This window comes from Lacipirellula limnantheis, from assembly GCF_007746075.1.
Classification (GTDB): Bacteria; Planctomycetota; Planctomycetia; order Pirellulales; family Lacipirellulaceae; genus Lacipirellula; species Lacipirellula limnantheis.
In genome coordinates, this window is record NZ_CP036339.1 from 532,899 (window position 1) to 547,338 (window position 14,440).

At 61.9% G+C, this 14,440-nt stretch carries 11 protein-coding genes and 1 pseudogene; 7 read left to right on the plus strand and 5 right to left on the minus strand.

The window, feature by feature from the left end; translation table 11 throughout:
- Positions 1-95 precede the first annotated feature (95 nt).
- Together I41_RS02075 and I41_RS27620 are read left to right on the plus strand one after the other, a co-directional pair.
- On the plus strand, positions 96-1,589 hold the full coding sequence (locus I41_RS02075; protein ID WP_145430426.1) for a hypothetical protein: 1,494 nt from the start codon (positions 96-98) through the stop codon (positions 1,587-1,589).
- Between the two features lie 181 nt (positions 1,590-1,770).
- Complete coding sequence (locus I41_RS27620) at positions 1,771-2,400, plus strand: hypothetical protein (RefSeq protein ID WP_210421092.1); 630 nt, start codon at positions 1,771-1,773, stop codon at positions 2,398-2,400.
- A 383-nt stretch (positions 2,401-2,783) separates the two neighbouring features.
- On the opposite strand, the gene I41_RS26950 is transcribed toward I41_RS27620, so the two are convergent.
- A complete protein-coding gene (locus I41_RS26950; RefSeq protein WP_168206617.1) occupies positions 2,784-3,083 on the minus strand; it encodes a hypothetical protein in 300 nt (99 codons plus the stop codon).
- Between the two features lie 698 nt (positions 3,084-3,781).
- Here I41_RS26950 and I41_RS28425 point away from each other — a divergent pair.
- Both I41_RS28425 and I41_RS27890 read left to right on the plus strand, forming a co-directional pair.
- Positions 3,782-4,360: pseudogene (locus tag I41_RS28425) on the plus strand (S1 family peptidase); the annotation flags it as partial.
- 57 nt (positions 4,361-4,417) lie between these two features.
- Positions 4,418-5,431 carry a tetratricopeptide repeat protein gene (locus I41_RS27890; RefSeq protein ID WP_246133782.1) on the plus strand — a complete coding sequence of 338 codons (1,014 nt, stop codon included), beginning with the start codon at positions 4,418-4,420 and terminating at the stop codon, positions 5,429-5,431.
- Between the two features lie 50 nt (positions 5,432-5,481).
- Here the strand turns inward: I41_RS27890 and glnD are convergent, their stop codons facing one another.
- From glnD to I41_RS02105, 3 genes are all read right to left on the minus strand, one after another.
- Positions 5,482-8,088, minus strand: a complete 2,607-nt coding sequence (gene glnD / locus I41_RS02095) for a [protein-PII] uridylyltransferase (protein WP_145430430.1) — start codon at positions 8,086-8,088, stop codon at positions 5,482-5,484.
- Positions 8,089-8,228: 140 nt separating this feature from the next.
- Positions 8,229-8,567 (minus strand): P-II family nitrogen regulator, encoded by a 339-nt coding sequence (locus tag I41_RS02100; RefSeq protein ID WP_145430432.1) that lies wholly within the window; start codon positions 8,565-8,567, stop codon positions 8,229-8,231.
- A gap of 126 nt (positions 8,568-8,693) precedes the next feature.
- The gene (locus I41_RS02105) at positions 8,694-9,239 is read right to left on the minus strand and encodes a cob(I)yrinic acid a,c-diamide adenosyltransferase (protein ID WP_145430434.1); all 546 of its coding nucleotides are present in this window, start codon (positions 9,237-9,239) and stop codon (positions 8,694-8,696) included.
- A gap of 486 nt (positions 9,240-9,725) precedes the next feature.
- Here I41_RS02105 and I41_RS02110 point away from each other — a divergent pair, with 486 nt between their 5' ends.
- The 3 genes from I41_RS02110 (at position 9,726) to I41_RS02120 (ending at position 13,463) form a co-directional block, all read left to right on the plus strand.
- A complete protein-coding gene (locus tag I41_RS02110) occupies positions 9,726-10,415 on the plus strand; it encodes a hypothetical protein (protein WP_145430436.1) in 690 nt (229 codons plus the stop codon).
- A gap of 296 nt (positions 10,416-10,711) precedes the next feature.
- Positions 10,712-11,515, plus strand: a complete 804-nt coding sequence (locus I41_RS02115) for a hypothetical protein (protein ID WP_145430438.1) — start codon at positions 10,712-10,714, stop codon at positions 11,513-11,515.
- A 394-nt stretch (positions 11,516-11,909) separates the two neighbouring features.
- Positions 11,910-13,463 (plus strand): PEP-CTERM sorting domain-containing protein, encoded by a 1,554-nt coding sequence (locus I41_RS02120; protein WP_145430440.1) that lies wholly within the window; start codon positions 11,910-11,912, stop codon positions 13,461-13,463.
- Between the two features lie 6 nt (positions 13,464-13,469).
- On the opposite strand, the gene I41_RS02125 is transcribed toward I41_RS02120, so the two are convergent.
- Positions 13,470-14,411, minus strand: coding sequence for a sensor histidine kinase (locus I41_RS02125; protein WP_246133783.1), 942 nt, complete (start codon positions 14,409-14,411; stop codon positions 13,470-13,472).
- Positions 14,412-14,440 lie beyond the last annotated feature (29 nt).

Genomic DNA, 14,440 nt, shown 5'->3' on the forward strand with positions numbered 1-14,440 from the left:
GATATGGCGCGGCCGAGCGACCTATACTTCAGGACCGATTGTGCAAGCGGCGCGCCACCTCCCTACGACAATGCCCCGATTCGAGACCTGATGCGATGAAACTTCACGACCTGCTCGCCCATCATGGCATCGTCGCCAACCCATTTGCCGATGAGGACGCCCAAACGGATCCCGTCTTCCAGGGCCGCTGCCGCGCCAGCACGTTCCACCCGCAGTGGGACAAGATTTACGGCGATCCCAGCAGCCCGGCCACGTCGATCGTGTTCGGCGAAAAAGGCGCCGGCAAGACCGCGCTGCGGCTGCAGATCGCTGGACAGCTTGACGAGCACAATGCGAAGAATCCGACGGGCCGCGTCTTCGTCATTGAATACGACGACTTCAACCCCTTTCTCGACCGGTTCGCCGATCGGCTCAGCAGCCGCAAGCGGCGCGACGCCGGCAAGGTGCTGGCGGAATGGAAGCTGTGGGACCACATCGACGCGATCTTGGCGCTCGGCGTGACGAGCGTCGTGGATCGACTGATCGGCGTCGCCCAACCAAGCGGGCCGGCGGCCAACTCACTTTCGGCCGACGCAGCGAAACGCCTCGACCGTTTTCAGAAGCGAGACCTATTACTGCTCGCCGCGTGCTACGACAGTTCGCTCACCGAAACCTTTCACACGCGCTGGGCGAGGCTGCGGCGGAAGGTTGGCTATTGGCCGTGGCTCAGTTGGGGGATCGCCCTCTTGGGCGTCGCCGTGACGGCCGCCGTCGCGGGAGTGATTCTCTATAACAAGAAATACGAGTGGTTGAAGACGGTCTGGCCTTGGCTGATCGTCGCGATTGGCTGGGCGCCTTGGCTGGCGCAGGCGTGGGCCTGGTGGTTCCGCGGCCTCGGCGTGGCAAATAACCTGCGCTCGGTCACGCGCAACGCCAATCCGCTACGGAAGGTGTTTACCAAATTCCTCGCCCGCGATATTCGCAACCAGCCATTGCCGAACAGGCAGCGGACGGATGATCGCTACGAACTGCTTTACAAGTTCCAGGGAGTGCTGCGAGCCCTCGGATTCACGGGGATTGTGGTGCTGGTCGATCGCGTCGACGAGCCCCATTTGGTGAATGGGGCGGTCGATAAGATGCGCGGGCTCATCTGGCCCATGCTCGACAACAAGTTCCTCAAGCAGCCCGGCGTCGGCATGAAACTCCTGCTGCCGATCGAGTTAGCAGAGTATATCGAGAAGGAAGATCGTGACTTCTACCAGCGGGCGCGACTCGACAAGCAGAACATGGTGCCGTCGCTCGAGTGGACGGGCCAATCGCTGTACGACCTCGCCTGCTCGCGCGTCTCGGCCTGCGGCGCCAGCGGCAAGGCGCCGAAGCTGCGCGACCTGTTCGAGAGCTCGATCAGCGATCAGCGGCTGGTCGACGCCTTCGCCGGGCTCCGCGTACCGCGGCATCTGTTCAAGTTCCTTTACCGATTGCTAGCGGCGCACTGCCAGCAGTTCACCGATGCCGCGCCATCTTGGCAGATTTCGCCGAGCACGTTCGAGGCGCAGCTGGCCGTGTATCGGAAGGATCAGCATACCGTAGATCGGGGTCTCGGCGCGTAACCCCGGTTCAACGACCCGTCGTGCCTTGGTGATCAGTCTTTTGCATTTCCCTCAGGCGGGTCGCCCACCCGCAACGACAACGCGGCTTGACCCACGTTCGCGGTTTTGGCACACTCCCGCCCCCTTGCTGAATCTTTGTCGATCGCCGTCGGCGGTCGCGCCCATGGATGGGAGTTGAGCGATGCGTATTGCAAAATGGGCGGCGGTAGCCGCGATCGGTTTTTCGGTTGGTTGCGGCGGCTCGGATGCACCGGCTCCCTCGGCCTCTAACGGCGCCGCCAGCGGCAACGCGGCAGCGGCGCCAGGTCCGTCGGGCGAAATTCCCAGCGATCCGGTGGGGCGGGTGGTCTACGACTTCCTCGAATCGGTTCGCGTCGGCCAAGGCGAGAATGCCGCCGCGAAGTTGCTCACGCCGCTCGCGCTGCAGAAGATTCAAGAGCAGGACCTGAACATCGCCCCCCCCGGTAGTCCCACGGCGCGCTTTAAGGTGACGCACGTCGAGATGTTGGAAGGCGATCGAGCCGTCGTGGAATCGACTTGGAGCGACGTCGATGCGGACGGCAAGCAGTATCAGGAGCCAATCTATTGCGCCCTCCGCATATGCGACGGCCAGTGGCGGATCCACGGTATGGCCCAATACATGGGCGAGGGTCAGCAGCCGATGGTGATCGACTTCGAAAATCTGGATGCGCTGATCGAGCAACAACCAGCGCCCCAGAACGTACCAAGTGATCAATTGGTCGCGCCGGCTGCGGAACAACCAGCAGCATCGGTGGCGACCGACCCCTTCAACCAGCCCGCGCAGCGATAGAAAATCCAGAAAAATCGAGCCCTTTTCGGGCAGCGATCCAAAGCGTAAGTAGTTTTCTGAAAGCTACTTACGCTTTTTTTATGGACCGCGGCGATGCGGAAAATCGGCCAGAAATCCACCGTCTCCGACATCTTGAGGGGTGCTTCTCCCCGTTCGGAATAACGTGTGCTATGCTTTCGAGTCGTCAAGGTCACCGTAACCCTTGAAGACCACGCGGACCACGCCGCTTGCCAGCGACCACTTGACAGTGAAAGCTGGTCCGGTAACTTGGTCCTTCCCAGGTTCGCTGACGCGAACAAACGGTGTATACCCCCTAGGTTTTGGGACCCGCCAACTTCAGCACCCGCGTCTTTTACCGGATCGGATGCTATCGCCAGAGACAATTACGCGTTTACCCAGCCGCAACCGACCGTCGAGGCGGCGCAGGGGAGAGAGCAATTTCGACGGTCAATGTTGCGTGACAGTTGTTTTTTTCCGCATTCACGTGGGAGGAGTTTGAGATGAATCGTATCGTTCTGTCGACGGTTGCCGTCCTGGTCGCCGTGGTTGGTTTCGCCATGGTCGGTGAGGATCAGCAAGCCAACGCCGGCCTGTTCGGCCGCAAGTGCTGCAAGCCTGCTTGCTGCGAACCGGCTGCCCCGGTCTGCTGCGAGCCCGTCTGCGGCGGCAAGCACAAGAAGCATTGCGGTGGTTTGTTCGCCCGTCTCCGCGCCAAGAAGTGCTGCAAGCCCGCTTGCTGCGAACCGGCTCCGAGCTGCTGTGAACCGGCCCCGGCTCCTTGCTGCGAAGCCGCTCCGGCTTGCGGTTGCGAAGCCGCTCCGGCTGACTGCGGTTGCGAAGCTGCCGCTCCTTGTGGTTGCGAAGCTGCCGCTCCTTGCGGTTGCGAAGGCGATGCCGCTCCCGCCCCCGAGGCTGCCCCGGCTGCCCCGGCTGGCATGGACGTTCAAGCTCCGGCTCCTGAGGCTCCCGCTGCCTAATGGCAGTCGTGTCTTAGCGACAAGCTGAAGTCGAACCGGGCTCCGCATCATGCGGAGTCCGGTTTTTTTTGCGCCAGCATTTGCCGCATGCGGAGGGGGTCGGAAATTGCCGTGCCAATCGAACTCTAATTACCGGAGACCAACAATTGACCCTCCAGCGAAGGGGGATATAAACGATGCTGTCATCTGATCACGCTGTTGTTCGATGCCGCTGATTACCTTTGGAGTCCAGCATGCGCACGCTGCTCTTGATCGCTGTCATGGCGTTTGGAATGTCGCCGATGCATTCGGCGGCACAGCCAGGAAGCGACCAACTTGGATTTAATGCGGGTTCGGGCTCGGTTCCGTTATGGACGGAGACGCCGGCTGATGAGGTCCGCGATTTGTCGGCGCTAGTTCAGGAGATGCGACCCTCGATTTTTCTTGTCGGAACTCCTGACGGCGGACACGGGACCGCATTCGTGATCTCGCAGGAAAATCGACTTCTCGCCACGAACGCCCACGTTGCGGACATCATGCAGGAGACTGGCGGCGAGATGCTGGCAATAAGCAACGGCACGACGAGAGTCTATGAGGTAGAGGAGGCTTATTACCACCCAGGCGTTCGCCGCATCGTCGGCGGCATGGTCGTACGAGACTCGGACTCCCAGCATGGAGACGTGTATCCCCATTCCCCCGACGTCGCCATTCTGCGAATCAAGGCCGGCGAGGAGTTACCCCCCGAGCTGAAGCTAGCGCGGCCAGACGACCTCTCGCGACTATTGGCAAAGCCGATTGGCATGATGGGATTTCCTGGCCATGACACGTCGTGGCCCGAACTTGGGCGAACGCCGGAAGCCACCTTTAGGCAGGGCGTCATTTGTCGTGCCACTGATTTCGCCAATAGCGTTGACGTTCCCGCCGACGAGCTGCAGTTCATCCAGCACTCGATGGCGAGTTGGCCAGGATTCAGCGGTTCGCCCATCTTCCTTCCAAATGGCCACGTCGTGGCGATTCACAATTCGGGTCGTAGCTTGGAGCAGAATGGGTCACGCACTTCGATGGCCTTTGGCATTCGCGTTGATTGTCTCTGGGAGGCTCTGAAGCAGCATAACTTGCTTGGCGAAATTGCGATCAAGGTGGATCCAGACGCAGTCGACGTCAATAGATTTGCGCAGCCCGATCCGGCCCTTGAAGCGTTGAATGAAGTGCGGAGATTGATTTCGCTAGCTCGCATCGATTTGATGCGTAAGAACCCACTGGCGGCTGCGGAGAGATGCACGGAAGTAATCGAGGCGCTGCCGAACTACGCGGACGCCTACGATGTCAGATGCATTGCATATAATTTTCACGTTAATCATGAGATTAACGCTCGAAACGCAGAAGCGAGAAAATACTATGAAATGGCGCTGGCTGACGCTACTAAAGCCGCCGAGCTTGATCCGTCATCGGCCGATCACTATCTCGACATGGCCGTCTCGATGATAAACCTGGAAAGCGCTGATGCGCCAGCGGGGAGCTACGCCTACTCGGAAGACGCGATTAAAATCGCTGAGAAGATCATCGCAACGGATGGAGTTCGATCGCGGGATCGAGCGTACGCGTACAGGCTCAAGGCATTTGCGAGCGCATGGGATGCGAAGAGCTTGGGCGATATTGAGAGCGCGATCGAAGCCGATCCATGGATTCCGCAGAACTACACCTCGCTGGCCACTTATTGGAGGCTTCAGCGCAATCCAGAGAAGCAGAAAGCGGCACAATTGAAAGCTGATCGCCTCATGGCGGCAGTTGCGGACGGCGATCAGGCCTGGCTCGCGGCGACAAGCCACGATGCCGATCATCGAAATGGTGCGGATGCGCTTCGATTGGCCAAGCAAGCTTGTGAGGCGACGGATTATCGATGGTGGGGCGGCCTCAAAGCACTGGCCGCCGCTCATGCGGAACTCGGAGAATTTGATAAGTCACTCGACGTCGCGGCCAAAGCAATCGACTTGGCTCCTCCGGAGGAAGCAGATTCTATTGTCAAGCAACGGAGAGCTTACGAGAGCGGGAAGGCCTGGCGCGACCGCGGCTGACGCCCTCCGCTATTTGAGAGGATCACGCCCAGGATCGATTGCCGCATTGATTAGGTACGCGCTTCGATCACCGCCATCATCTCGCGGCGAATGTGATCGAGACGGGCCTCATCTTCGATCTTCTCGCCGCCGCGATTGGTCACGTAGAACACGTCGACCACTTGATCGATGTTGGTGGCGATCTTCGCGTGGCAGATCGTCAGTTCCAGGTCATGCAGCCGGCGCGCGAGGCTATAGAGCAGCCCCGTACGATCAAAGGTGTAAACCTCGACCACCGTCGCCCCAGCCGAGGCGGCGTTGTCGATGCGAACGTTGTTCGGCAGGCCGGTGAGGCGGAGCGACGCCTCGGCGCTGTCTTGGCCCCAAATCTTCCGGAACCGCGGCGGTTCCTTCGAGTCGACGGAGGCGATGATGTCTTTCGACACGGCGGCGAGGCGCGACGGCGGCGGCTCTCCTTTGGAATCGGGGTCGGTCACCGCGAATCGTAGTAGCAGCAGGTCGTCGGCCATCACTTGCATGTCGGCGGCAAGAATTTGAAGGCCGTTGCTGGATAAGGCGCCGGCCATGCTAGAGAAGGCGCCGCGACCATGGCCCCGGTCGACGCCCACGATGAACTCGACGGTGGCGTTGTTGGCGTTGTAGTGGCCCCAGGCGTCGGCCCCGCGTTCGGGGAGCTTCCGAAAGCGGCGGAGGGCCTCGCCGATCTCGCGACCCGATCGAGCGGCCACGAGCGCGGCCGGCAGGGCTTCGATCTGACGTTGGAACCAGGGATCGCTCTGCTCCGCCGGCGTTAGTAAGTCCACGATCTCGCGACGTCTGTCGGAGAGAGTCGCCGCCTGCGCGGACGGCTTGCCCTCCAACACGGCGAGCGTCTTGTAAAAGAGCTCGCTTAGAACTTGGACCTTCCATTGCGTGAGCACGTCTGGGCCGACCGCGGCGAGATCGGCGGCGCTCAGGACGTAGAGCATGCGCAGGCGATCGGGCGTAGCGACCAATTCAGCGAACCGGCCGATCAACTCACGATCGCCGATATCGCGACGCAGCGCCAGGTCCGTCATGTTCAGGTGCTGATGGACCAGGAACGAGACGTCGCGCGTCGCCGATGGATGGAGGCCGAGCCGCGGGCCAATCTCCTCGGCGATGCGGCGGCCGACCTCGCTGTGTTCTTCTTCAAAACCTTTCCCCAGGTCGTGCAGCAGCAACGCCAAATGCAGTCGACGCTTGTCGACCACGTTGCGGTACGCCTCGCCGAGGGCGTCGTCTCGTTTGGCGAAGCCGATCACCTGCTCGACTGCCTGGAGACTATGTTCGTCGACAGTGAACTTGTGGTACTGATTGAACTGCAGCAGGCAACGGGCGTGCTTCATCGCTGGGATGATCTTTTCGAGATACCCCAGTTCGTGCAATAGGCGCAGCGCGCGCGGCGCCAGCGTCGGCGTGCCGAGAAGGTAGAGGAATCGTTCCGCGACCGCGGAGCCCATCTCTTCGCCGCACTCCGGCGCCGCCAGCAGGAGGGCGGAGTACGTCCCATGGTCGAGCGGTTTGCCTTCGCTGACGGAAAGCTCGACAATTCTCAGCACCTCGCCAAGATTTCCCTGAAGCTTCGTCAGCCCGGAGCGCGTCGCGGAGACCTGCCGGACGCCGATCCGGTAGTCTCCTTCGACTTTGCGGCCCAGCACCGGGTCGAGCACCCGCGAAGTCATCGTGGAGCCCGCCAGGTTGGCCGCCTCGCGCCGGCGGGCCATTTGCCAGACGTGGTTGGTGTGGCGGAAGTAGTCGCGCATGAACTGTTCGACCGGCAGCAGACCTTCGCCGCCGCGATACCCCATCAGCGCCGCCACCCGCAGCTGCTCCGCCCGATCGAGCAAGTCCTTGGCCGAATTGGCGTGGAACTGCATTTCGTTTCGCAACCGCAGTAGAAATGCCTGCGCGTTTTGGAGCCGGTGATGGTCAAACTTCGACATCGCCCCCTGCATGAACAGTCGGTCGGGGTCCGATTCGCCCAGCTCGGCGAAGCCTATCCAGCGGAGGAGGTGAATGTCGCGCAGGCCGCCGCGTGAACGCTTGACGTGAGGCTCCAGCAGATAGAGACTCTCGCCGTACTGATTGCGCTCTTCGGCACGGGCGTCGCAGAACGACTTGCAGACCGCCTTCGACCGCTTACGCACCATCCGGTCGAAAAGCTCGCGGAAATGATCATGCAGCGGTTGGCTGCCGGCGATGAGCCGGTTGTCGATCAACGAGGAGCAGATGACGCCATCGGTCCGGGCCAGCGCGATGGCTTCCTCGGCCGACCGGAGACTGCTGCCAAGCTGCAGGCCGGCGTCGAACACCGAGTTGGTGAACCGTCGCACAAGTTGGGCCAGCGATTCGGGTTCCGCGCCGCTGTGCAGCAGCATCAGGTCGACGTCGGAATAGGGAGCCGACTGTCGGCGTCCGTAGCCGCCGAGGGCGACCAGGGCTAGCTTGGTGCGGGCGCCCGCCGCATCTCCTTCGACGGCGGCTGCGGCGTCGAACAGCTTGCCGATCACGCCGTCGACCAGCGTCGTGAGGCGGTTGCAGACCTGCAGGCCGTCGAGGCCGCGGTCGTGCATCTCACGCATCCGCTCTCTTCCCGCGCTGATTTCATCACGAGCGGCGGAAATGGCGTCTGCCATCGACGTCGCACTGCCGGGGGGAGGGGTGGAACTCACAGAAGCGATGACCTGGCGGAGGGTAGCCGCTTCATCCTGAAGCGGATTTCATGGCGATCCGAAATGCTTAAAAATCGAAATTGCGGGCGAGGATGGCCGGCCTGCTAGAGCGCGTCGTTGCCGGTTTCGCCGGTTCGAATGCGGATGGTGTCGCGTAGGTCGCTGACAAAAATCTTGCCGTCGCCGATCTGCCCGGTCTGCGCGGTGCGGATGATCGTGTCGACGACCGACTGAAGTTTTTCTTCGCCGACGGCGACTTCCAGTTTCACCTTCGGGACAAAGTCGACCGCGTACTCGGTGCCGCGGTACGTTTCGGTATGGCCCTTTTGCCGACCGAAGCCGCGAACTTCCGTAATCGTCATGCCGGCGACCCCCTGCTGCGTCAGGGCGTTCTTCACGTCTTCGAGCTTGAAGTGGCGAATAATGGCTTCGATTTTGATCATCGGACGAATCCTGGCGAAGTAACCTGCAAGGGACGTTTCATTGTATCACGACCGGAGAGGCGCGCTGACGGCGCCGCCCGTAGATTTATCGGGTATCGGGCCGGAGTTGTCGACGCCGACCGGAGCCTACGACTTCTTTTCCCAGAGCACGTCGGATTTCCCGACCGCGTGGTTGGCATATCGCGCCAAGACAAATAACAGGTCGCCGACCCGATTCAGGTATTCCAGCACCGTTCCCCGCACAGGAGCAATTTCGGCGAGGGCGCACACATCGCGTTCCGCACGGCGGCAGACGGCGCGCGCCACATGGAGGGCGGCGCTCGCCGGCGTGCCGCCGGGGAGAATGAACGCTTGCAGCGGGGAGAGGTGCTCCTCGAACCAGTCGATCGCTGCCTCGGCGGCGGTAATGTCGTCGCCGTCGAGCAGAATCGAATGGGGCGCTGCGTCGCGAGGACTCGAGAGCTCTGCCCCGAGGGCGAACAACTCGTGCTGCAATCGCGCCAACGGCTCGTCCAGGGCCGGCGGCAAGTCAGCGCCGCGGCAGACTCCGAGTTGAGCGTTCAACTCATCGATGCTGCCAAACGCGGCGATGCGCGGATCGTTCTTGCGGACTCGGCCGCCGCCGTAGAGGCCTGTTTGGCCAGAGTCGCCGGTGCGGGTGTAAATCTTCATGGCAAGGCTCGTGTGTTAGACGCGGGGATCGTAGCCTGCCAATTGTAACGGTCGGCGCGGCGGCGCCGACTCCTCGTGTGCAGGTCTTCGGCCGGACGCTGCCACGGCGTTCACCGTCATCGTGTGGTTGTCGAGCCGCGACCTTCCTGGCCGAAACGGCAGGCGGTTCCCGACCGGCCGGAATGCCCAGTTGTGGACGGTGATTTCCGCTCACTCTCGCCAGGTCCGATTGTAGGGGCTGAGCCGCCCCGCCCTCCGCTAAAGCCGTTTGCGGGCAGTCGCAGACGGTTCGCGCTTCGGACCGTGACCTACCTTTTAGTGAGCAAACCGAGCACGCGCCGGCGGCCTTCCCTCAGGCACGCCGGGCCCGCGGTTCGGCGGCGTCCCCAGGCGTCGTCAAGCGTCAATCACTCCCGGCGTTCGTTGTTGTCGTCAGTCGTTGGATGTTTGGTAACCGTCTCTGCTAGACCTTGCCGTGAGTGATCGATGGGTTTCCTGAAGAAATTCTTTCGCAACGTTTATCACGAAGAGACGCCGGCGGCGCCGGCGAGCAGCTTCGAAGCGCTGAACGAAGATCAGCTCGAAGCGCATCTCGGCGTCTCCCGCTACGGCAGCTTCACGCTGAGCGACGCCGTCCGCCCTTCATACGCCTTGGAGGTGGTGCCGTCGTGCGGCTTCCGTCACGATACCTATCGCGACGAGCAATCCAATAGAAACGTCCCCGTGCTGATGGCTTCCGCGTCGCGCGAGCAGCTGTTCGAGACGTTCATGGAGCTGCTCGACCCGCTGGGATCGGTGGTCGACGTCGTGTTGGAGACGAGCCACGATTACAACTCAACCGGTCACCAAGATTTGTATCGCGAGCATATCGACATGCCGATCCTGCAGTCGATTCTGTGGGACTTCGAAGACATGCTGGTCAATGACGGGTGCACCGGCATCGCCGTACTGAACCCGGCCACGCCGCAAGAAGTGCAGTTCGACGAGCACAAGTTGCTGATCGTCTACGGCAAGGAACTCCGGCCGTACGAGCAGGTGCTGAGCGACTGGAACATCCCCTGTCGCGACGACATGCGGTTCATCACCGAGGCGGAGCACGTCCACTCGACGAATGACGAGTACATTCAGGAATTCGAACAGCTGAAAATGCGGCTGGGCATTGAGAGCGATTATTGATTCGCTTACGTTGGCTGCTTGCGGCCGATGAGTCGCTCGCAAAGCGGCTAAGGCGCAAAGATTCGCAACGAAATGTGGACGCTTGCGCTGCCGTCGTCAATCGTTTTCTTTGCGTTCCTTCGCGCCTTAGCCGCTTTGCGAGAAATCCCCTTCTCGCCCAGCCTGCTTGTTAGACGCTAGCACCGCCTCTGTTCGGTCTTGTGCCCAAGCGGTGCTTTCACGAAGATTCGCCGCCCCATTCTCGGGGTTGAACCTCGTCGTCGTTTCGTCCCAGCTCGGAAATGGAGTTCCGCGCCTTGTCGATTGCGCGCCCCTGGTCGCTGCTGATCGTCGCCGTTCGGCGGAAGTTGCGCTGCTGCGCGCTGTTCACGGCGGGGATTGGTGCGCTACCAGGATGTAAGCCGCTTGAAGTCGTTCAGCCCGTGGCGCCGGGGCAGCAAGTGATGGCCCCGCCGCAGCTCTTTGGCGCCCCGCCGATCGTCAGCGGCCAGGGCGTCATGATCGATCCTTTCGCCATGGACCCGAACAACCCGATGTCGGCCGGCGCGCCGATCGTTGTGCCGGGCGACGGCGGATCAAGTCAGATCCACATCCCCGTCGCTAACCGTGATTGGACGTGGGAACAAATTGTCGACACCGTGGACGATTACTTCCGCGTCGAGCGCGAACGCCAGGTGCAACTCGTCGGCGACGTGCTGACCGAAGGCCGCATCGATGTTCATCCGCAGATCGGTGCGACATTGCCGGAATTCCACCGCCGCGACTCGGTCGGCAAGTACAATCGCTGGGAAAGCACGTTCCAAACGATCCGCCGCCGCGCGACGATTCGCGTGATCCCGGACGCCACGGGCTATCTGATCGACGTACTGGTCGAAAAGGATCTCGAAGACTTGCCGCGACCGGAGAATTCGACCGCTGGCGCCGCGACCTTCCGGAACGATTCGTCGCTTCCCAGCGTCGCCGCCGAAGCGGTAAGCCGCACAAGGCTGGCTAGCAATTGGATCTTCATCGGACGGGATCCGGAACTCGAGCGGGAGATCATTGCCGACTTGCAATCGCGGCTGGTGGTCGCGCCCACGAATTCTCCGCTCGTCCAATAGCGGCGCGTTGGACGCCCAAATTTGCGACAAGAGTGGGTGGCGATTTTCCGCTCAAACGCCGTCGGTCCACGTCGTATCTTCACGTTTCCCGCGTACAGTGCGCGAACGCGGTGGTCTTTGGAGCCCATTTTGCGACAACGACCAACGGCGTTCATGAAGCAGGAAGTGACGCGAATCGTCTCCCATTCATGCGCAACGCGCCTGATTCCGAGGCCGCAGAGAGATGGCCGTCGCAGTCAAATTCATGGCTTTCTGGAATGTCAGCCAGTTGAGAACTGACCAATTGCCGCCTTTGCAGCTAACATATCTATTCACGTCAATGAGCTTGTTCGCGGCTTGCAGTCGCTTGGCGCACTGATTGCCGCTCTCCTCAATTCGTCTTGGAGATCTCACCATGAAGTTGTCACTGTTCGCGTCCGCGGCGGCCCTGGCCGTTGCTGCCGCAATTGTTCCTCACCACGCGCATGCACAGTTCTCATGGAACGTTGCTGCTGGGTCATTCACGAACGCCAGTAGCTGGACTCCGGTGGGCGTTCCTGGGGCCGCCGACGCGGCGGTGATCAACAACGGCGGCGTGGCGACGTTCAATTCGCCGTCGCTGGACATCGACTCGCTGACCATTGCTTCAAATGCCGGCACGAGCGGAACCTTGGCCGTGACGGGCGGCGACCTGTTTGGCAACGGAATTCGGATCGGCGAGAATGGCACCGGCACGGCTACCGTCAATAACGCCATCCTTCGCGCGGGCGGCAGCGGCAGCCTCTTCGTGGGCGGCCAGGATGGCTCGGGAACGGGTACGCTCACCGTCTCGGGAGGCCCGGCGACTCGCGTCACCTCGGGCGACGACATCGGCGTCGGTCGTGCCGGTACCGGCACGCTCAACATGCAAGGCGGAGAACTCCAAGGCGGCTACACCTTCATCGGAAAGTATGGTACCGGCGTCTGGAACCATTCGGGAGGTCTCTTTCGCCAATCATTCGGCGACGTTGAGATTGGCGATGGCGGCCGGCCTGACCAGATCGACAACCCTGGCCCCCGCACCGGAACCGTGAACATTTCCGGCGGCGTCCTGCAAGTGGCCGATAGTTTTGCCATTGGCAATCGCAGCGGTACAGGAACCGTGAATATCAGCGGCGGCGTCCTCTCGGTGACGGGCGGCAATGGCGCCGGCGACATCTTTGTCGGCCGCGGCATGAACTGGGATAGTGAACCAGCCGGCTCGGGCGGTCCCGTCTCGCTACGCGTCACCGGCGACGACAGCATCATCGTCGCCGACGGGAGCTTTCTGATGAACACGTTGAGCGTCGCCACGTCGTCGACGCTGATCGCTGAAATCACCGGCACGACTCACACGACCATTCGCGTCACTGGCGACGCCGATATCACCAACGGCACGCTGAAGGTCGATCTCACTGGCTACAACCCGGTGAGCGGCAATAGCTGGACGATCTTGACGGCCGGAGCCGACATCACTGCTGACAAGGCGGCCGTCGACGCCGTCGTCGCCACGGCTGGCTTCGATCCGCTCGTTCATTCCGTGGGAGGCGATTTCGTCGGCACGCTGATTGGCAATTTCGCCGCGACTGATTTTTCGCTCGCGCCGCTGTCGCCGGGACTATCTTGGAACGTCAGTTATGCCAACAACTCCGTGACGTTGAGCGTCACCGGCACGGCGACTTTCACAGCTGACTTTGATCACAATGGACAGGTAAACGGCGCTGATCTCACTAAGTGGAAGGCCGACTTCGGCGTCAATGCCAACAGCGACGCCAATGGCGACGGCAAGAGCGACGGCGCCGACTTCCTTCAATGGCAGCAACAGTTCGGATCGGGCGTGCCGGCGGCCGCGGCCATCGGCGCCGTGCCGGAACCGGCCACCATCGCCCTGCTAGGATTGGCGGCCATGGGCGTCGGCGCGTTCGCCCGCACGCGTCGCGCTGGAGCCTAGTCGCTCTCAGGTTCCCAGCGACGTCGGAGTCGCAGACGAAGCAAGCGAGTTCGGCACGCCCAGCGGCGCAATTGGCGTCGCGGCGGCCGACTCGCTTTTTTCTTGCCACACCGGCAGCCGCACCGTGAACGCCGTCCCCTTCCCGACGCTGCTCTCGACGCGCAGCCGCCCTTGATGGGCTTCGACAATTTCGCGACATGCCGAAAGGCCGACGCCGGTGCCGCCCTTGCCCGTGGCATCGGGGCCAGCCTTCGTGGTATAGAAGCGATCAAAGATCTTCGGCAACTGCTCGCGCGGAATGCCGCAACCAGAGTCGCGCACCGTGAGATCGACGAATCCCGTCTGCGCATCATGCGCGATGCGAAGCACCATCTCGCCGCCGCTGGCCATCGCCTGGCGGGCGTTGGTCATCAGGTTGAGCAGCACCTGCTGAATCTGATTGCCGACCGCGCGTACGGGCGGCGCCGCGGCGAATTCCTTGCGAACCTGGACGCGGTACTTTTGCATCTCGCGCTCCAGCAGCAAGAGCGACTCATCGACGAGCCGTTCAAGTTCGGTCGGCGCGAATTCCTCGCTCCGATTGCGCGCCATACCGAGGACGGCGTTGGTGATCTTTTCCGCCCGCAACGCGGCGGCGAGGATTCGATCAAACGCTTTGTCGCGTGACGGCTCGTCCTTGTTGCGCATGCCGAGCTTCGCGTAGTTGATGATCGTCATCAACACGTTATTGAACTCATGCGTCGTCGTGCCGACGAGTTCTCCGAGCGACGCCATCTTCTGCGCGTGCATCAGTTCGCGCTTGAGGGCGGCGAGCTCGTCATCGGTGGAAATCTTCGTCGCCATCGCCCCCTCCGCGAGTTCGCCGCTGCTTTGCCCGTTGTGGGAGGCGTCTCCGTCGCCGATTCCGCTGCCCGCGGCTCGGTCGAGGTCGTCGTCCGCTTCCCACAAACTCCCTGCCCTGCCCTATCGTCGCACCC

Excerpts from the sequence above, each read along its gene's own strand:
- I41_RS02075 (WP_145430426.1), top strand. The coding sequence starts at position 96 with ATGAAACTTCACGACCTGCTCGCCCATCATGGCATCGTCGCCAACCCA.
- I41_RS27620 (WP_210421092.1), top strand. The coding sequence starts at position 1,771 with ATGCGTATTGCAAAATGGGCGGCGGTAGCCGCGATCGGTTTTTCGGTT.
- I41_RS26950 (WP_168206617.1), bottom strand. The coding sequence starts at position 3,083 with ATGCTTCTTGTGCTTGCCGCCGCAGACGGGCTCGCAGCAGACCGGGGC.
- I41_RS27890 (WP_246133782.1), top strand. The coding sequence starts at position 4,418 with ATGGCCTTTGGCATTCGCGTTGATTGTCTCTGGGAGGCTCTGAAGCAG.
- glnD (WP_145430430.1), bottom strand. The coding sequence starts at position 8,088 with ATGGCAGACGCCATTTCCGCCGCTCGTGATGAAATCAGCGCGGGAAGA.
- I41_RS02100 (WP_145430432.1), bottom strand. The coding sequence starts at position 8,567 with ATGATCAAAATCGAAGCCATTATTCGCCACTTCAAGCTCGAAGACGTG.
- I41_RS02105 (WP_145430434.1), bottom strand. The coding sequence starts at position 9,239 with ATGAAGATTTACACCCGCACCGGCGACTCTGGCCAAACAGGCCTCTAC.
- I41_RS02110 (WP_145430436.1), top strand. The coding sequence starts at position 9,726 with ATGGGTTTCCTGAAGAAATTCTTTCGCAACGTTTATCACGAAGAGACG.
- I41_RS02120 (WP_145430440.1), top strand. The coding sequence starts at position 11,910 with ATGAAGTTGTCACTGTTCGCGTCCGCGGCGGCCCTGGCCGTTGCTGCC.